The organism is Saccharothrix sp. NRRL B-16348, from assembly GCF_001280085.1.
Lineage (GTDB): Bacteria > Actinomycetota > Actinomycetes > Mycobacteriales > Pseudonocardiaceae > Actinosynnema.
Genome location: NZ_LGED01000125.1, coordinates 1 through 17,219, shown reverse-complemented (window position 1 = coordinate 17,219; position 17,219 = coordinate 1). Strand labels below are relative to the sequence as shown.

At 72.1% G+C, this 17,219-nt stretch carries 13 protein-coding genes; 4 read left to right on the top strand and 9 right to left on the bottom strand.

Translation table 11 applies throughout. The features are described 5' to 3' along the window. Positions 1-133: 133 nt before the first annotated feature. From pcaC to ADK67_RS13490, 7 genes are read right to left on the bottom strand one after another with little or no spacing between them, the layout of a single operon-like run. Positions 134-496 carry a 4-carboxymuconolactone decarboxylase gene (gene pcaC / locus ADK67_RS13520; protein ID WP_269435996.1) on the bottom strand — a complete coding sequence of 121 codons (363 nt, stop codon included), beginning with the start codon at positions 494-496 and terminating at the stop codon, positions 134-136. Next, entirely contained in the window at positions 493-1,242 is a 750-nt protein-coding gene (gene pcaD / locus ADK67_RS13515; protein ID WP_053716767.1) for a 3-oxoadipate enol-lactonase, read from the bottom strand. Before pcaD ends, pcaC begins: the two co-directional genes overlap by 4 nt. Next, on the bottom strand, positions 1,239-2,612 hold the full coding sequence (gene pcaB / locus ADK67_RS13510; RefSeq protein ID WP_082403443.1) for a 3-carboxy-cis,cis-muconate cycloisomerase: 1,374 nt from the start codon (positions 2,610-2,612) through the stop codon (positions 1,239-1,241). The genes pcaD and pcaB overlap by 4 nt, the downstream gene beginning before the upstream one ends. After that, on the bottom strand, positions 2,587-3,162 hold the full coding sequence (pcaG, locus tag ADK67_RS13505) for a protocatechuate 3,4-dioxygenase subunit alpha (RefSeq protein ID WP_053716766.1): 576 nt from the start codon (positions 3,160-3,162) through the stop codon (positions 2,587-2,589). Before pcaG ends, pcaB begins: the two co-directional genes overlap by 26 nt. Continuing rightward, entirely contained in the window at positions 3,155-3,877 is a 723-nt protein-coding gene (gene pcaH, locus ADK67_RS13500) for a protocatechuate 3,4-dioxygenase subunit beta (protein ID WP_053716765.1), read from the bottom strand. The genes pcaG and pcaH overlap by 8 nt, the downstream gene beginning before the upstream one ends. 36 nt (positions 3,878-3,913) lie before the next feature. After that, positions 3,914-4,636 carry a CoA-transferase subunit beta gene (locus ADK67_RS13495; protein ID WP_053716912.1) on the bottom strand — a complete coding sequence of 241 codons (723 nt, stop codon included), beginning with the start codon at positions 4,634-4,636 and terminating at the stop codon, positions 3,914-3,916. Between the two features lie 17 nt (positions 4,637-4,653). Beyond that, positions 4,654-5,451, bottom strand: coding sequence for a CoA transferase subunit A (locus ADK67_RS13490; protein WP_053716764.1), 798 nt, complete (start codon positions 5,449-5,451; stop codon positions 4,654-4,656). Between the two features lie 309 nt (positions 5,452-5,760). Here ADK67_RS13490 and ADK67_RS13485 point away from each other — a divergent pair, with 309 nt between their 5' ends. From ADK67_RS13485 to ADK67_RS13475, 3 genes are read left to right on the top strand one after another with little or no spacing between them, the layout of a single operon-like run. Next, positions 5,761-7,332 carry a DUF4331 domain-containing protein gene (locus ADK67_RS13485; protein WP_053716763.1) on the top strand — a complete coding sequence of 524 codons (1,572 nt, stop codon included), beginning with the start codon at positions 5,761-5,763 and terminating at the stop codon, positions 7,330-7,332. Positions 7,333-7,392: 60 nt separating this feature from the next. Beyond that, positions 7,393-8,655 (top strand): tetratricopeptide repeat protein, encoded by a 1,263-nt coding sequence (locus ADK67_RS13480; protein WP_053716762.1) that lies wholly within the window; start codon positions 7,393-7,395, stop codon positions 8,653-8,655. A 14-nt stretch (positions 8,656-8,669) separates the two neighbouring features. After that, positions 8,670-10,055 (top strand): nickel/cobalt transporter, encoded by a 1,386-nt coding sequence (locus ADK67_RS13475; RefSeq protein WP_157620258.1) that lies wholly within the window; start codon positions 8,670-8,672, stop codon positions 10,053-10,055. Positions 10,056-10,063: 8 nt separating this feature from the next. Here ADK67_RS13475 and ADK67_RS13470 read toward each other — a convergent pair whose 3' ends face one another. Further along, complete coding sequence (locus ADK67_RS13470; RefSeq protein ID WP_063797593.1) at positions 10,064-10,750, bottom strand: maleylpyruvate isomerase family mycothiol-dependent enzyme; 687 nt, start codon at positions 10,748-10,750, stop codon at positions 10,064-10,066. Positions 10,751-10,949: 199 nt separating this feature from the next. Then, positions 10,950-12,359, bottom strand: a complete 1,410-nt coding sequence (locus ADK67_RS13465; RefSeq protein WP_053716760.1) for a PP2C family protein-serine/threonine phosphatase — start codon at positions 12,357-12,359, stop codon at positions 10,950-10,952. 95 nt (positions 12,360-12,454) lie between these two features. On the opposite strand from ADK67_RS13465, the gene ADK67_RS13460 reads away from it, so the two are divergent. Beyond that, positions 12,455-16,897: a hybrid sensor histidine kinase/response regulator gene (locus ADK67_RS13460; protein ID WP_053716759.1), complete on the top strand. Its 4,443-nt coding sequence runs from the start codon at positions 12,455-12,457 to the stop codon at positions 16,895-16,897. The last annotated feature ends 322 nt before the right edge of the window (positions 16,898-17,219 follow it).

Sequence of the window (17,219 nt, the reverse complement as noted above, 5' to 3'; positions counted from 1 at the left end):
CCGTCACGCCGGCGGCGCCGAACCCGAGACCGGCGCCGCCGGCGTGCGGCCGACCCACCGCTGACGTGCAGCGTCCCGTCCGACGTCTGGTTCCGGCCTCGGCGCCGTGCTCACGCTGCCGCGCTGAGCGGCGTCAGCCGGACGCCAGGATCGGTTGCGCCACGGCGAACGCGCGGTTCGCGGCGGGGACACCCGCGTAGACGCCCACCTGCAGCAGCACTTCCTTGATCTCCTCCGCCGTCACGCCGTTGCGCAGCGCCGCGCGCACGTGCATCGCCAACTCGTGCTCCTGACCCAGGACGGCCAGCATCGCCAACGTGACGCAGGACCGCGTCCGCCGGTCCAAGCCCGGCCGGGTCCACACCTCGCCCCACGCGTAGCGGGTGATGAAGTCCTGGAAGTCGGCGGTGAACGCGTCGGTGTTCGCGACCGCCCGGTCCACGTGCTCGTCGCCCAGCACCTCGCGCCGCACGCGCATGCCCTCGTCGAAGCTCACAGGTGCGCCTCCAGGATCGCCGACACCTCGTCGGCCGACTCCACGTTCGCCAGGTGCGCCCCCGGCACGAGGTGGAACGTCGCGCCCGGCACGGACTCGGCGATGAGCCGACCGCACCCCGGCGGCGTGGCCTCGTCCGCCTCGCCCGCGATGACCGCCGTCGGCGCCTCGATCACCGGCAGCACGGACCGCAGGTCCATCGCCGCCAACGCCTCGCAGCACCCGGCGTACCCCTCGTCGTCCACTGAGGACAGACCGGCCTCGAACGCGGCCACCACCTCGGGCGACCGCGAGCGGAACGCCGGGGTGAACCAGCGGCCCATGGCGGCGGACGTGAGGGAACCGGTGCCGGACGCCCGCACGGCCGCGGCGCGGTCCACCCACGGCTGCGCGCTCGGGAACCCGGACGCCGTGCAGCACAGCACCAGCCGCTCGATCCGCTCCGGCGCGTGCCCGGCCAGCCACATGCCGACCATGGCGCCCATCGACACGCCGCAGTACGACACCTTGGCCAGCCCGAGCGCGTCCAGCAGCTCCAGCACGTCGTCGGCGAGGTCGTCGATCCGGTACGGGCCGGGCGGGGCGGCGCTGCCGCCGTGACCCCGGTGGTCGTAGCGCAGCACCCGGAACCGCCGGTGCAGCACGGGCAGCTGCCGGTCCCACACCGCGGTCGTGGTGCCGAGCGAGCTGCCCAGGACGACAACCGGCGCGTCCGGCGGCCCGCTCAACTCGTAGTGCGGCTTCACGGCCGGCTCCTCCCCCGGTGCGCCGCGAGGGCGCGGTCCACGAACTCGCCCGCGCTGCCGGTGTACCCGGCCGGGTCGAGCGCGTCGTCGATCTCCTTCTCCGACAACCCGATCCGCAGGTCGGCCAGCAGCGCCTCGCGCAGCGACTGCCCGGCCGCAACCGCGGTCCGGCACACCTCGGCGACCAGCTCCTGCGCCTCCGACCGGCCGATCCGGTCGCCCAGCCGCACGGCCACGTTCTCGGCCATCAGCAGCCCGCCGGTCAGGTCCAGGTTGCGGCGCATCCGCTCCGGGTCGACCCGCAGCCGCGCCAGCAGCTCACGGGTGCCCCGCACCGCCCCGCCGACCAGCCGCAGCAGCTCGGTGACGGTCTGCCACTCGCTGTGCCACGCCCCGGCCGCGCGTTCGTGCTCCTGCGCCATCGCCGACAGCACCGTGGCCACCAGCCCTGGCACGCGCTGGGCGCACGCGGTCACCAGCACCGCCCGCACCGGGTTGTGCTTGTGCGGCATCGCCGACGACGTGCCGCCGTCGCCCTCGGCCACCTCGGCGACCTCGGTCTGCGCGAGCAGCACCACGTCCTGCGCGATCTTGGCCAGCACCCCGGCCGCCTCGCCGAGCGCGCCCGCCAGCTCGGCCACCCTGGTCCGGTTGGTGTGCCACGGGATCAGCGGCGCGGCCAGGCCGAGCTGGGCGGCCAGCTGCCCGGTCAGGTCCTCGCCCGAGCGCACCGCCGCCAGCGTGCCCGCCGCGCCGCCGAACTGCACGGCCAGCCGCTGCGTGCGGACGCGGGTCAGCGCGGTCTCGGCCTCGTCCACCGCGACCAGCCAGCCGGCGCACTTGAGCCCGAACGTGGTCGGCAGCGCGTGCTGGGTCAGCGTGCGGCCGGCGATCAGCGTGTCCCGGTGCCGTCGCGCGAGCCGTTCGCACTCGTCGGCCACGCCGCGCAGCCCGGCCAGAATCGGCCCGAGCGCGCGGAAGGCGACCAGCGACAACGCCGTGTCGAGCACGTCCTGGCTGGTGGCGCCGTTGTGCACGGCCGCACGCCCCTCCGCGGTGACGTGCGCGCCGATCGCCCGGACCAGCGGCACGACCGGCGTGCCCGACGTGAGGGCGCCCTCGCCGAGGGCGACCGGGTCGTAGTTGCCGACGTCGATGGCCGTGACCACCATCCGGGCGGCCTCCTCGGACACGATGCCCGCCCTGGCCTGCACGATCGCCAGGGCGCGTTCGAAGTCCAGCATGGCCCGCAGCCACGCCCGGTCGCAGGTCTCGTCGTCCACGTCCGGGTCGGTGAACAGCGTGCCCCACAGCGAGCGCGTGCCGGGTGACCGGGCGCCGTGCTCAGAGCTCGAAGAAGACGGTTTCATGCTCCCCTTGCAGGTGGATGTCGAAGCGGTAGCCAGGTGGCTCGCCCTCGGCGATGAGCGTGCGCCGCCTGGCCGGGTCGATCGAGGTGAGCACCGGGTCCTCGGCGTTGGCCTCCTCGTCGGGGAAGTAGATCCGCGTGACCAGTCGCACCAGCATGCCCCGGCAGAACACCGACACGTTGAGGTGGGGTGCCTCCCGGCTGTCCTCGACCGCGCCCCCGGCCACGGGCAGTGGGCCGGGTTTGACGGTCAGCAGCGAGTACCGCCCCTCGGGGTCCGTGGCGCTGCGGCCGAAGCCGCGGAAATCCTTCCACCGCACCGCGCCGCGCGGATCGTCGGGGTGGTCGAACCGGCCGTCGGGGTCGGCCTGCCAGGTCTCCACCACCGCGTCCGGCACCGGCACGCCCGCGCCGTCGTACACCGTGCCGCCGATCCGGAACGCGCCCGGCGTGCCCTCGGGCACCACGAACGGCCCGTCGGGCCACACCAGGCCGAAGGAGAAGAACGGGCCGACGGTCTGCGACGGGGTGGTCTGGAGCTGCTCACTCATCGTCGTCCTCCTCTTCCAGCGGCGTCGGGTTCTTGCCCCGCAGCACGATGTCCCACCGATAGCCGAGCGCCCACTCGGGCACGGTCGTGTCCAGGTCGAACCGGGCCACCATCGCCTCGCGCGCCTTCGGGTCGCGGACCGAGTTGAAGATCGGGTCCTGGGCGAACAGCGGGTCGCCCGGGAAGTACATCTGGGTGATCAGCCGCTGGGTGAACGCGGTGCCGAACAGCGAGAAGTGGATGTGCGCGGGCCGCCAGGCGTTGTCGTGGTTGCGCCACGGGTACGCGCCGGGTTGGACCGTGGTGAACGAGTACCGGCCCTCGGCATCGGTGATGACGCGGCCGACGCCGGTGAAGTTCGGGTCCAGCGGCGCGGGGTGGCGGTCGGCGTCGTGCCGGTACCGGCCGGCGGCGTTGGCCTGCCACACCTCCAGCAGGGTGCCCGCGACCGGCCGGCCGTCGCCGTCGAGCACGCGGCCGGCGACGATGATCCGCTGGCCCTGCGGCTCACCGTCGTGGCCGAGGGTCAGGTCGTTGTCGTGCGGACCGACGCGGCCCTCGCCGAGCAGCGGCCCGGTGATCTCGCCGAGCCGCTGCGGCAGCAGCTCGAACGGCCGGTGCGGCGCGCGGAGCACGTTGGACCGGTACTCGGGGAAGGCCGCGGGCGGGTGCGACGGCGTGTCCGGCCGGTAGGTGTGCGGCTGGTAGGTCGGCACCGGGGTCTCCTGTTCGTCGTGCCGAGGGGGAACGGTCTAGCGGGTCAGCTCGCGCAGCACGGTGAGTTCGCGGTCCGTGGGCGGCTCGCCGACGCCCAGGTCGTCGGCGACCCGCAGGTCCCAGCCGGTGCGCTCGCGGACGGTCGCCACGTCGACGCCGGGGTGCAACGCGGTCAGCACCAGCTCGCGGGTGTCCGGGTCGGGCCGCAGCACGCCGAGGTCGGTGATCACCAGCTGCGGTCCGGCGCCCCTCAGGCCCAGTTCCTCCCGCTCGCCCGGCCCGGACCCGAAGCCGAACGAGGTGACGAAGTCGACCCGCTCCACGAACGCCCGCTTGGTCTGCCGCACCACCACCACGACCTCGCGGCACGACGCGGCGATCTCGGGCGCGCCGCCCGCGCCGGGCAGCCGGACGCCGGGGTGGCGGTAGTCGCCGCCGATCACGGTCGTGTTGATGTTGCCGAACCGGTCCAGCTGGGCCGCGCCGAGGAAGCCGACGTCGATCCGGCCCGGTTGCAGCCAGTAGTTGAAGATCTCCGGCACGCCGACCACGCTGACCGCCGTGTCGGCCAGCACCCCGTCGCCGATCGACAGCGGCAGCCGGTCCGGTTTCGCGCCGATCGTGCCGGACTCGTAGACCAGCACGAGGTTCTCCGCGTGCGTGCGGCGGGCGAGGTTGGCCGCGGTGCTGGGCAGGCCGATGCCGACGAAGCACACCGCGCCGTCACGCAGCGCCCGTGCCGCCGCGACCGTCATCATCTCGTCGGACGAGTAGTTCACGCCACGCCCTCCAACCACTGCGCGAACCTGTCCCGGTCCCGGCTGATCTCGTCCCACGCCACGTAGAAGTCGTTGTCCCGCACCGAGTAGTCGTGCGCGTAGGACGGGTGCGCGCCGCCGGGCGCCTCGGCGACGTAGTCCACCACCCAGGACGGCAGCACCACCGCGCCCGGCCGCGGCTCCAGCTCGTCCACGACCTCCTCGACGGTGACCAGCGAGCGGGTCGCGGCCAGCACCGCCTCCTTCTGCACGCCCGTGATGCCCCAGAGCTGCACGTTGCCGTGCCGGTCGGCGCGCTGGGCGTGCACGACGGCGGCGTCCAGCTCCAGCGCGGCGACGGCGGTCAGCACCTCGCCGGTGAACGGGCACGTCACCGACGCGATGTTGGCCGTCTGGGCGGGCAGGTCGGTGCCGGTGTAGCCGCGCAGCACGGCGAACGGCAGCCCGGACGCCGCGGCGACGTACCGGTTGGCCATGCCCGCGTGGCTGTGCTCCTCCAGCTCCAGCGGCCGCGGCCAGCCGTTCTGCACGGCGTCGCGGAACCGGTGCAGCGAGCCGACGCCGGGGTTGCCACCCCAGGAGAACACCAGCTTGCGCGCGCAGCCCGCGCCGATGAGCTGGTCGTACAGCACGTCGGGCGTCATCCGGACCAGGGTCAGGTCGCGCCTGCCCTGCCGGATCACCTCGTGCCCGGCGGCGAACGGGATCAGGTGCGTGAACCCCTCGAAGGCGACGGTGTCGCCGTCGCGCACGACGTGTGCGACGGCCTCCGAGAGGGGCGCGATGGTGGCCAATCCGACCTCCGGTCGTGCGCGGCCGGAACCGGCGATCCGGTGCGGCGAGCGCGGGCAGACTTCCTCGTGCGGCGAACCCCGGTGGAACCCGGTGGGACCCGGTCGAACCCCGGCCCGACCTCGGTGTGGCCCCGGGTCGAACCCGGTCGGACCCGGGCTGACGCAGGCGAACGCTAGGGAGCGCGCCCGAAGCGGGTCAACGGGATCTTCCACTCACCGGAAGCCCTCGACCCCCTACCTTCTGAACCGGACGTGCCCGCGAGCCGAATTGCCTCATGTCAGCTCGCGCATCCGATGAAGGGATCGAGCATGTCCACACCGCTCACCAGCCGCCGCGCCGCCAAGGCGGTCGCCGCGTTGGCCGCGGTCGGCGCCACGGCCCTGGCCACCGGTCTGCTCGGCGCGTCCGGTGCGGGCGCGTCGAGCCACCGCGAGGCGCCGCTGATCGCGGGCGACCCGGCGGTCGACAACACCGACGTCTACGCGTTCGTCAGCCCCGACCACCCGGACACGGTGACGCTGATCGCCAACTTCTCGCCGTTCCAGGAGCCGAACGGCGGCCCGAACTTCTACCCGTTCGCCACCGACGCGCGCTACGACCTGAACGTCGACAACGACGGCGACGCCCGCGCGGACATCACCTACCGCTTCACGTTCCAGAACGACGACCGGCGCGGCAAGTCGACGTTCCTGTACAACAACGGCGCGGTGACGTCGCTGGACGACGAGAACCTGCTGTTCCGGCAGACCTACACCCTCGAACTCGTGGACCAGCGGGGCGCGTCCACGAAGCTGGTGACCAAGGGCAGGGTCGCGCCGTCCAACACCGGGCCGAAGTCGATGCCGGACTACCGCGCGTTGCGCGACCAGGCCGTCACCGCGATCCAGGGCGGCGCGAAGGCCTACGTCGGGCAGGCGGACGACTCGTTCTTCCTCGACCTGCGGGTGTTCGACCTGCTCTACGGCGCGGACCTGTCCGAGGTCGGGCAGGACACGCTGCGCGGCTTCAACGCCAACACCATCGCGTTGCAGGTGCCGAAGGCGTGGCTGGCGTTGAAGGGCGACGCCAAGCGCAACCCGGTGATCGGGGTGTGGGGTGACACCGAGCGCCGCTCGATGGAGCTGAGCCCCGGCCGCTACCGCGCGCACGGCGACTGGGTACAGGTGTCCCGGCTGGGGAACCCGCTGGTCAACGAGGTGGTGGTGCCCGCGGGGCTGAAGGACAAGTTCAACTCGCTCACGCCCGACCAGGACGGCAAGGTCAAGGAGCTGGTGGACCGGGTCACGAACCCGGAGCTGCCCACGCTGGTGGAGGCGATCTACCAGGTCCCCGCGCCGAAGGGCAGGCGCGACGACCTGGTGGAGATCTTCCTGACCGGCATCACGACGAAGCTCGGCGGTCCGATCAAGGCCGACCTGAACTCGCAGGTGATCAACGCCGACGTGGACAAGCGGAAGTTCGTGCCGTCCGAGCAGCTCCGGCTCAACATGTCCGTCGCGCCGGCGGCCGACCCGAACCGCCTGGGCGTGCTGGCCCAGGACAACCAGGGCTTCCCGAACGGGCGCAGGCTGTCCGACGACGTGCTGGACATCGGGTTGCAGGCGCTGGAGGGCGCGGCGGTGAACGGCGTGGTCGAGGCGCTGGCCGCCGGCGACAAGGTCGACGCGAACGAGAACGCGTTCGAGAAGCAGTTCCCGTACGTGGCCCTGCCGAACAACACCGCGGTCAACGCGGGCGGCGCGGAGGTCGCGATCAAGCCGACAGCGGGTGGCGGCATGCCGACCGCGCCCCTGTTGAGCGGGCTACTCGCCATCCTGCTGATCGGCGCCGGCGGCTGGGTCCTGCGCCACCGCGCCCAGCAGGACTCCCCGACCGAGTAGTCCGCGTCCCCCTTGGAGGGTCTCCCCTCCCTCCAAGGGGGCATCTCCTTGGAGGCCGCCATGCTCCGGCTCGTCGCCGTCACCGCCGTCGTCGGCGGGATCGCCCTGCTCGTCACGGCCGTGACCTCACTGCCCACCTCGGAGGCTCCGGCGCAACCGGCGGGCGCGGTGGTGGAGGTCGCCGCGCACCGGACCGTCTCGGCGTTGCAGGACAAGCTGCGCCGCACCCCGACGGACGCGGGCGCGTGGGCCGCCCTGGGCTCGGCCTACGTCGAGCAGGCGCGGATCACCGGCGACCCGTCGTACTACGAGAAGGCGCAGGGCGCGCTGGACACGTCGTTGCGGCACCAGCCGGAGCGCAACGGGTTCGCGTCGATCGGGTTGGGCGCGTTGGCGAACGCGCGGCACGACTTCACCACGGCCCGTGACCACGCGGCACGGGCACAGGCCGTGCTGCCGGACACCGCCGAGGTGTACGGGGTGCTGGCGGACTCGTTGACGCAGCTCGGGATGCCCGCCGAGGCCACCGCGGCGGTGCAGCGGATGCTGGACTTGGAGCCCGGCGTCCCGTCGTTCACGCGGGCCGCCTACGACCTGGAGCAACGCGGGGACGTGGCGGGCGGGCGCGAGGCGTTGGAGCGGGCGTTGGACGCGGCGGCGGCCGCACCGGACGTCGTGTTCTGCCGCTACCGGTTGGGCGAGCTGGCGTTCGACAACGGCGACCTGGACGAGGCGCTGTCGCAGTACGAGCAAGGGCTGGCGGTCGACCCTCGGGACGTGATGCTGGCGCAGGGCAAGGCGAAGGTGTCGTTCGCGCGCGGTGCGGTGGACGAGGCGCTGCGGCTGTACTCGGAGCTGGTGCAGCGCACGCCGTTGCCGCAACTCGTGCACGAGCACGCCATCATGCTGCGTGCGGCGGGCCGTGACCCGTCGCCGCAGTTCGCCGTGCTGGAGCGGCAGTTCGCGTTGGCGCCGGACGACTTGGCGGCGTCGGTGGTGGCGGCGGACCGGGGTGACGCGGCGTCGGCGTTGCGGCTGGCGGAGGCCGAGTGGGGACGGCGGCATCACGTGCTGGTGGCCGACGCGCTGGCCTGGGCGCTGCACCTGAGCGGTCGGCACGATGAGGCGCTGGCGTTCGCCGACCGCGCCGTGTCGGCCGGGTGGCACAACGCCGCGTTCCTGTACCACCGGGGCGTGATCCTGGCCGCGCTGGGACGTGGCGCCGAGGCGGCGGGCGTGCTGGACGAGGCGTTGCGGATCAACCCGCACTTCTCGTTCGTGGACGCACCGCGTGCGCGTGCCGCGTTGGACGGCCTGCGGTGAAGGTCTTCGGGTCGGTGTTGCTGTTGGGATTGCTGCTGTTCCCGGCTCAGGCGGCGGCGCACCCGTTGGGCAACTTCACGGTCAACCACTACCACGGGATCACCGTGCACCCGGACCGGGTGACCGTGCGGGCGGTGGTGGACACCGCCGAGATCCCCACGTTGCAGGAGCGGCCCGCGGAAGTCGCCGACTACGCCTCACGTGAGTGCGCCGCCCTGTCGCGGGCGACGTCGGTCGAGGTGGACGGCCGGGCCGTGCCGGTCGAGGTGCGGTCGAGCGCGGTCGAGTTCCCGGCCGGTGACGCGGGCCTGCCGACCACCCGGCTGACCTGCGTGGTGGAGGCGGGCGCGTCCGGGTCGACGGTGGCGGTGCGGGCCGGGTACCGGGACGACCGCGTCGGCTGGCGGGAGATGACGGCGGTGGGCGACGGCGTCGCGCTGCTCGACCCGCCGGTGCCCGCGGTGAGCGTGACGGGTGAGCTGCGGCAGTACCCGGACGACCTGCTGTCGGACCCGTTGGACGTGCGTTCGGTGGTGCTGGAGGTCGGCGCGGGCTCGTCCGCGCCGGTGGCGGGCACGGCGGTGGGCGGGTCGTCGCTGCTGGGCACGGCCACGCGGGCGTTCACGTCGTTCGTCGGCGTGCGGGACCTGACGCCGTTGGTCGGTGTGCTGGCGGTGCTGCTGTCGTTGGTGCTGGGCGCGGGGCACGCGGCGCTGCCGGGGCACGGGAAGACCATGATCGCGGCTTACCTGGCGGGGCGGGCGGGTACGCCGCGTGACGCCCTGGTGGTGGGTGCGACGGTGACGTTGACGCACACGGCCGGGGTGTTGGCGTTGGGGCTGCTGATCAGCGCGACCAGTGCGGTGGCCGGTGACGCGGTGCTGCGGTGGCTTGGGCTGGTGAGCGGCCTGCTGGTGGCGGCGATCGGTGTCGCCTTGCTGCGGACCTCGCTGCGGCAACGCCGCCGGCCGGCGCTCGTCGCGCACGGACATGCACACCGGGACGGGGATGCGAACAGTCGAGGCCACGGCCACGGGCATGGGGACGGGCACGGTCGAGGGCACGGGGTCGGGCACGGGCATGGGCAGGGGCGCGGTGTCGGGCGGACCGGGCTCATCGGCATGGGTGTGGCCGGTGGCCTGGTGCCGAGCCCGTCGGCGCTGGTCGTGCTGCTCGGCGCGGTGGCGTTGGGGCGGACCTGGTTCGGCGTGCTCCTCGTCCTCGGCTACGGCCTCGGCATGGCCGCCACGCTGACCGCCGTCGGCCTGGTCCTGGTGCGCCTCCGGGACCGCCTGGCCGCCGTCGAGCGACTGCGCGACCGCTTCACCGCCCTGCCCGTGATCACCGCGACCCTCGTGCTGACCGTCGGCGCCGGGCTGGCCTTGCGGGCGGCGCTGTGAGCACCGGATCAGTCCGGCAAGTCCTGACGGCGCGCCGGGTACGACGGCCACGGGCCGAGTTCCGGCAGCGGCGCGGCGGAGGCGGGCAGCTCGTCGGGCACGCGGCCGGCGAGCCACGCGGCGAGGTCGCGCACGCCGCCGACCACCTCCGTGCCCGTGCCCCACGTCCTGGGCACGTCGGTCGCCCGCAGGGCCACGCCCTCGGGCAGCCGGGGCCGCAGCACGCCGATCGTGTGCACGGCGAAGTCCGCGCCCCACTCCCCCGGCCGGACGCCGAGGTCGAGGTCCAACAGGTGGATCCACACCTCGCGCCAGCGGGTGAACACGGGCGGGATCGGGTCGGCCACGGCGGGGTCGACCGGCGCCGACCAGTCCGCGATGCCCGCCCACGCCCGGTCCAGGCGTTCGGACTGCTCCGCGGTGGCGGCACGGTGCTCGGCCGCGCTCCGGGACGCGGTGGCCTCGATGATCGCGTCCCGTTCACCCGGCTCCCACAGCGCGACCTGCTCGCCGCGCGACCAGTGCTCGATCACCCGGGCGCGGGCGCGTGCGGCGTCGGAGAGGTGGGCCAGCACGTGCCCCCGCGTCCAGCCCGGCAGCGACGACGGCGCCGCGACCTGGTCGTCGGTCAGGTCGGCGATCGCGTCGAGCAGCCGGCGGTGCGCCCGCGCGACCTCGGCGAGAGGTGGCTTCACACCACCGGATCCTACGGATCAACGGCGTCCGACCCGCTGGCCGCTCGTGCTCCGAACCACCGCCCGCTGCGAATTCCGAACCACCGACCGCGCCATGCTCCGAGCCCCCGACCGCGCCGAGTTCCGAACCAGCGACCGCGCCGTGCGCCGGCCCGCTGACCCGCTCGTGCTCCGGCCCGCCGTCACGGCGGCGACACCCTCAGGACGCGGCTTGCAGCACCAGCAGGGTCAGGTCGTCGTGCTCCGCCGACCCGAGCCAGTCGAACACGACCCGGCGCAGGTGGTCGGACACCGCGTCGGCCGACAGCCCCGCGCAGTCCGCCAACGCCGCCCTCAGCCGCGCGTCGCCGAACAGCTCCTGCCGGTCGTCGTGCTTGCGCGCCTCGGTCAACCCGTCGCTGTAGAGCAGCAACGTCTCCCCCGGCGCGAGGGTGACGGTCGTCTGGTTGAACCGCACCTCCGGCAGCACGCCGACGATCCCGCCGTGCACGGCCACCTCGTCCACCCGACCGTCCGCGCGCAGCACGAGAGGCGCGGGGTGGCCGCCGGCGGCCAGGGTCAGCCGCAGCCCACCGGCCTGCACGGGCATCATCGTGCCGACGACGAGCGTCGTGAACAGGCGGCTGCCCGCCGCCCGCAGAGCGGCGTTGAGCAGGTACAACAGCTGCGCCGGCCGTTGCTCGACCACGAGCAGGGTGTGCAGGCTCTGCCGCACCCGGCTGCTGTGCACCGCGGCCTCCAGCCCGTTGCCCGCCACGTCGCCCAGCACGAACGCCGCGCTGCCGTCCTCCCGCGGGTGCACGTCGTAGAAGTCGCCGCCGACCAGCACCCGCCGGTGCGCCGGCTCGTACACGCTGGCCAGGCGGACACCCGGGACGTCGGGCAGGGGCGTGGGCAGCAGGTTCGCCCGCAGCGCCTCCACGGTCTGCTGCTGGTCGCTGAACCTGGTGCTCGCCTCGACCGCCGCGGCGGCCCGTGCCGCGTACCGCTTGAGCAGCTCGACGTGCCACGTGCCGCCGAAGCAGACCAGCGCGCCGCCCTCGGTCAGCGGCACGGCCACGGCCACCCCGGACGCGCCCCACGGGCCGTCGCCCAGCTCGGTCAGCTCGGCGTGCTCGACCAGCCGTTCCAGCACGGCGGTGAAGCCGGGCGCGGTGCCGGCGACCTGACGTGTGGTGCGGGCCACGGCCACGTCACCGGCGGCCGTCCGCCGCCACCATTCGAGACGCCCGCGGACACCGGGCAGCACCACGACGGCGTGTTCGGCGGGTGCCAGCTCCACCACGGCACGCAACGCGTCGGCACGGAGCGTGAGCGACGCCATGCGGCGCGCGACGTCGTCCAGGAAGTCGTCCACGCTCCGGTACAGCGCGGCCCAGCCACCGCCGAGATCGTGCCGCCGGCCGCGACCGGTGCCGTCGGCGACGTCGTCGGGCAGCACCGAGCCCGTCCTGGCCTGCGGGAACAGCACGGCTGCGAGAGGGTTGGCCAACCGGACGACACCCTCCGGGTCCAGCACGACGACGGCCTCGTGGAAGCCGTCGACCACACGACGCCACGCGTCGAGGTCGAGGCCCGTGTCGGCGCCTTGCCGGTAGCCCTGGGCCATCACGGCTCCTGTGTGTCGGGTCGACCCAACCTATCGGACAAGTTGCCTCCAACAGTGGCAGGCTTGGCGCAGTTCCGCTGACATCGGAGGCTCGTGTGACGACCGCCCAGGACGACACGGACGTGACCCTGTCCCGACTGCTGACCGCGATGCGTGAGATGAAGGACGGCAACTTCCGCCGTCGTCTCGTCGTGCCACGCGACGGGGTGACAGCGGAGCTGGCCGAGGTCTTCAACGAGATCGCGGAGCGCAACCAGTGGCTCGTCGGCGAGCTGGTGCGCGTGCGGCAGTCCGTCGGCCAGGAGGGCAGGCTGGGCGAGCGGCTGGCCCCGAGCACCTCGACCGGCGGCTGGGCGACGGCGGCGGACTCGGTGAACGGCCTGATCGACGACCTGACCAAGCCGACCGCCGAGCTGAGCCGCGTGCTCGCCGCGGTCGCCGAGGGCGACCTGTCGCAGGAGATCGTGGTGGACGCCCGCGGCGAGGTCGCCGCGCTGGTGGAGAGCTTCAACTCGATGACGGCCACGCTGCGGACGTTCGCGGGCGAGGTCACCCGGGTGGCGCGCGAGATCGGCACGGACGGCCGGCTGGGCGGGGTGGCGGTCGTGCCCGGGGTGGCGGGCACGTGGAAGGACCTGACCGACTCGGTCAACTTCATGTCCGACAACCTGACCAAGCAGGTCCGCGACATCGCGCAGGTGGCCACGGCGGTGGCGCAGGGCGACCTGTCGCAGAAGATCACCGTGACGGTGGCGGGAGAGATGCTGGAGCTGAAGGACACCGTCAACACGATGGTCGACCAGTTGTCCTCGTTCGCCGACGAAGTCACACGCGTGGCGCGGGAAGTCGGCACCGACGGGCGGCTGGGTGGTCAGGCCCAGGTGCCCGGAGTCGCCGGGACGTGGCGCGACCTGACCGACAACGTGAACTTCATGGCGAACAACCTGACGTCGCAGGTCCGGAACATCGCGCAGGTCGCCACGGCGGTGGCACAGGGCGACCTGTCGCAGAAGATCACGGTCGACGCGCGCGGCGAGATCCTGGAGCTGAAGTCGACCATCAACACGATGGTGGACCAGCTGTCGTCGTTCGCCGACGAAGTCACACGCGTGGCAAGGGAAGTCGGCACCGACGGTCGGCTGGGCGGTCAGGCGCAAGTGCCCGGGGTGGCGGGGACGTGGCGCGACCTGACGGACTCCGTGAACTTCATGGCCGGAAACCTCACGTCACAGGTCCGGAACATCGCACAGGTCACGACGGCGGTCGCCCAAGGTGACCTGTCGCAGAAGATCGACGTCGACGCGCGGGGCGAGATCCTGCAGCTCAAGACCACGATCAACACGATGGTCGACCAGTTGTCGTCGTTCGCGGCCGAGGTCACCCGGGTCGCGCGCGAGGTCGGCAGCGACGGGAGGTTGGGTGGTCAGGCCCAAGTGCCCGGAGTCGCCGGGACGTGGCGCGACCTGACCGACTCCGTGAACTTCATGGCCGGAAACCTCACGTCACAGGTCCGGAACATCGCGCAGGTCGCCACGGCGGTGGCGCGCGGTGACCTGTCGCAGAAGATCACGGTCAACGCGCGGGGCGAGATCCTGGAGCTGAAGGACACCATCAACACGATGGTCGACCAGCTGTCCTCGTTCGCCGACGAAGTCACCCGGGTGGCAAGGGAAGTCGGCACTGACGGGCGGCTGGGAGGTCAGGCGCAAGTGCCCGGAGTCGCCGGGACGTGGCGCGACCTGACCGACTCCGTCAACTTCATGGCCAACAACCTGACCGCGCAGGTGCGGTCGATCGCGCAGGTCACGACGGCGGTCGCCGGTGGCGACCTCTCCCAGAAGATCACGGTCGACGCGCGCGGCGAGATCCTGGAGCTGAAGTCGACCATCAACACGATGGTCGACCAGCTGTCCTCGTTCGCAGATGAAGTCACACGAGTGGCAAGGGAAGTCGGTACTGACGGGCGGCTGGGCGGGCAGGCCAGGGTGCCGGGGGTCGCCGGGACGTGGAAGGACCTCACGGACAACGTCAACGTGATGGCCGACAACCTGTCGACGCAGGTCAGGTCCATCGCGGCGGTGGCGACGGCGGTCGCGGGCGGCGACCTGTCCAAGAAGATCGCGGTCGAGGCCAAGGGCGAGGTCGCGGCGCTGGCGGACACCATCAACGGCATGGTCGACACGCTGCGCGCGTTCGCCGACGAGGTCACCCGCGTGTCGCGCGAGGTCGGCACCGAAGGGATCCTCGGTGGTCAGGCCCGCGTGCCGAACGTGGCGGGCACGTGGAAGGACCTCACTGAGAACGTCAACTTCATGGCGAACAACCTGACGTCGCAGGTCCGCAACATCGCCCAGGTGACCACCGCGGTGGCGTTGGGCGACCTGTCGAAGAAGATCGACGTCGACGCGCGCGGCGAGATCCTGGAGCTGAAGACCACCATCAACACGATGGTCGACCAGCTGTCCTCGTTCGCCCAGGAGGTCACCCGCGTGGCCAGGGAGGTCGGCACCGAGGGCAAGCTCGGCGGCCAGGCCGAGGTGGAAGGCGTCTCGGGCACCTGGAAGCGGCTGACCGAGAACGTCAACGAGCTGGCCGGGAACCTGACCCGGCAGGTGCGCGCGATCGCGGTCGTGGCGACGGCGGTGACCGCGGGCGACCTGACCCGGCAGATCACCGTCGACGCCTCCGGCGAGGTCGCCGACCTCAAGGACAACATCAACCGGATGATCGGCAACCTGAGGGCGTCCACCCGCGCCAACCAGGAGCAGGACTGGCTGAAGACGAACCTGGCGAGGTTGTCCGGCCAGATGCAGGGGCACCGTGACCTCAACGCCATGGCGTCGCTGGTGATCAGCGAGCTGACGCCGCTGGTGTCGGCGCAGCACGGCGCGTTCTTCCTGGTCGACCCGGAGTCGAACGCCCTCGACCTGACCGCGTCCTACGGCTACACGCCGCGCGGCGGGCGGCCCACGCGGTTCATGCGCGGCGAGTCGTTGATCGGGCAGGTCGCGGTGGAGAAGAAGACGGTGCTGGTCACCGACGTGCCGCCGGGGTACATCGAGATCGGTTCCGGGCTCGGGTCGGCGCCGCCGGCGAACCTGGTGATACTGCCGATCGTGTTCCAGGGCGAGACGCTCGGCGTGATCGAGCTGGGGTCGTTCGGCGACTTCACCGAGGTGCACCTGGACCTGTTGGACCAGCTCAAGGAGAACATCGGCGTCAACCTGAACACGATGCTCGCGAACGCGCGGACGGACAGCCTGCTGGTGGAGTCGCAGCGGCTGACCGAGGAGCTGCGGGCCGGTTCGGTGGAGCTGGAGGCGCGGGCGCGGCAGCTGTCGTCGGCGTCGAAGTACAAGTCGGAGTTCATGGCGAACATGTCGCACGAGCTGCGGACGCCGTTGAACAGCCTGCTGATCCTGGCGAAGCTGCTGGCGGACAACCTGGACGGGAACCTGAACCCGAAGCAGGTGGAGTTCGCCAAGACGATCCACTCGTCGGGCACGGACCTGCTGCAGCTGATCGACGACATCCTCGACCTGACCAAGGTCGAGGCCGGTCACATGCAGGTGCAGACGGACCCGGTGCACGTGTCCGACGTGGTGGCGTACGTCGAGGCGATGACCTCGCCGCTGGCCGCCGAGAAGGGGCTGGCGTTCGAGGTCGTGGTGGAGCCGGACGTGCCGTCCACCCTGCACACCGACGAGCACCGGTTGCAGCAGATCCTGCGGAACCTGCTGTCGAACGCGGTCAAGTTCACCCACGACGGCGAGATCAAGCTGCGAATCCGGGTGGTCGAGGGCTCGGTCGCGTTCGACGTGCAGGACACCGGCATCGGCATCCCGTCGGACAAGCTGTCGGTGATCTTCGAGGCGTTCCAGCAGGCGGACGGCACGACGTCGCGGAAGTACGGCGGCACCGGGCTGGGGTTGTCGATCAGCCGGGAGCTGGCGACGTTGCTCGACGGTCGGCTGGACGTGCGGTCCGAGCCGGGCGTCGGGTCGACGTTCACGCTGTACCTGCCGTTGGGCGAGCAGAGCCTCATGCCGCCGGTCGCGGTGGAGCCGGAGGTCGTCCCGGAGCTGCTGACGCCCGCCGACCACGCCACGCAGTCGCTGGTCGCGCCGTCCGAGCTGCCGCCCGCGCCGATGCGGTTCCACGGCGAGAAGGTGCTGATCGTCGACGACGACCTGCGGAACGTGTTCGCGTTGACGAGCGTGCTGGAGCTGCACGGGTTGCAGGTGATCTACGCGGACAACGGGATCACCGGTGTGCGGGCGTTGGAGCAGTACGACGACGTGACGCTGGTGTTGATGGACATCATGATGCCGGAGTTGGACGGCAACGCGACGATGGCCGCGATCCGGGCGATGTCGCGGTACGCGGACCTGCCGGTGATCGCGGTGACGGCGAAGGCGATGAAGGGTGATCGGGAGAAGTCGCTGGCTTCGGGGGCGACGGACTACGTGACCAAGCCGGTGGACACCGAACACCTGCTGCGCCTGATCGCCTTCTACCTGGGCGTAGAACAGGACTAACCCCGCGTGTCCTACCTCCAGAACGCGCGTGTCCTACCTCCAGAACACGCGTGTCGAACGCTCAGAACGCGCGTGTCGAACGTTCAGGTCGGGCGTGTCGAACGTTCAGGTCGGGCGTGTCGAACGTTCAGGTCGGGCGTGTCGAACGTTCAGGTCGGGTGTGTCGAACGTTGAGGGTGCGAGAGTCCTACGTTCGCGGGGCGAGAGTCCTACGTTCGGAGCGGGTGAGTTCAACGCTCGGGTCCGGCTCGATTTGACATGGGGCCCTTACGGGCACTCCAGGCAGGCCAAAGCCGGGCAGGCCTGGCGGGAAGAGCGTCCG

Excerpts from the sequence above, each read along its gene's own strand:
- pcaB (WP_082403443.1), bottom strand. The coding sequence starts at position 2,612 with ATGAAACCGTCTTCTTCGAGCTCTGAGCACGGCGCCCGGTCACCCGGC.
- pcaG (WP_053716766.1), bottom strand. The coding sequence starts at position 3,162 with ATGAGTGAGCAGCTCCAGACCACCCCGTCGCAGACCGTCGGCCCGTTC.
- ADK67_RS13495 (WP_053716912.1), bottom strand. The coding sequence starts at position 4,636 with ATGATGACGGTCGCGGCGGCACGGGCGCTGCGTGACGGCGCGGTGTGC.
- ADK67_RS13485 (WP_053716763.1), top strand. The coding sequence starts at position 5,761 with ATGTCCACACCGCTCACCAGCCGCCGCGCCGCCAAGGCGGTCGCCGCG.
- ADK67_RS13480 (WP_053716762.1), top strand. The coding sequence starts at position 7,393 with ATGCTCCGGCTCGTCGCCGTCACCGCCGTCGTCGGCGGGATCGCCCTG.
- ADK67_RS13465 (WP_053716760.1), bottom strand. The coding sequence starts at position 12,359 with ATGGCCCAGGGCTACCGGCAAGGCGCCGACACGGGCCTCGACCTCGAC.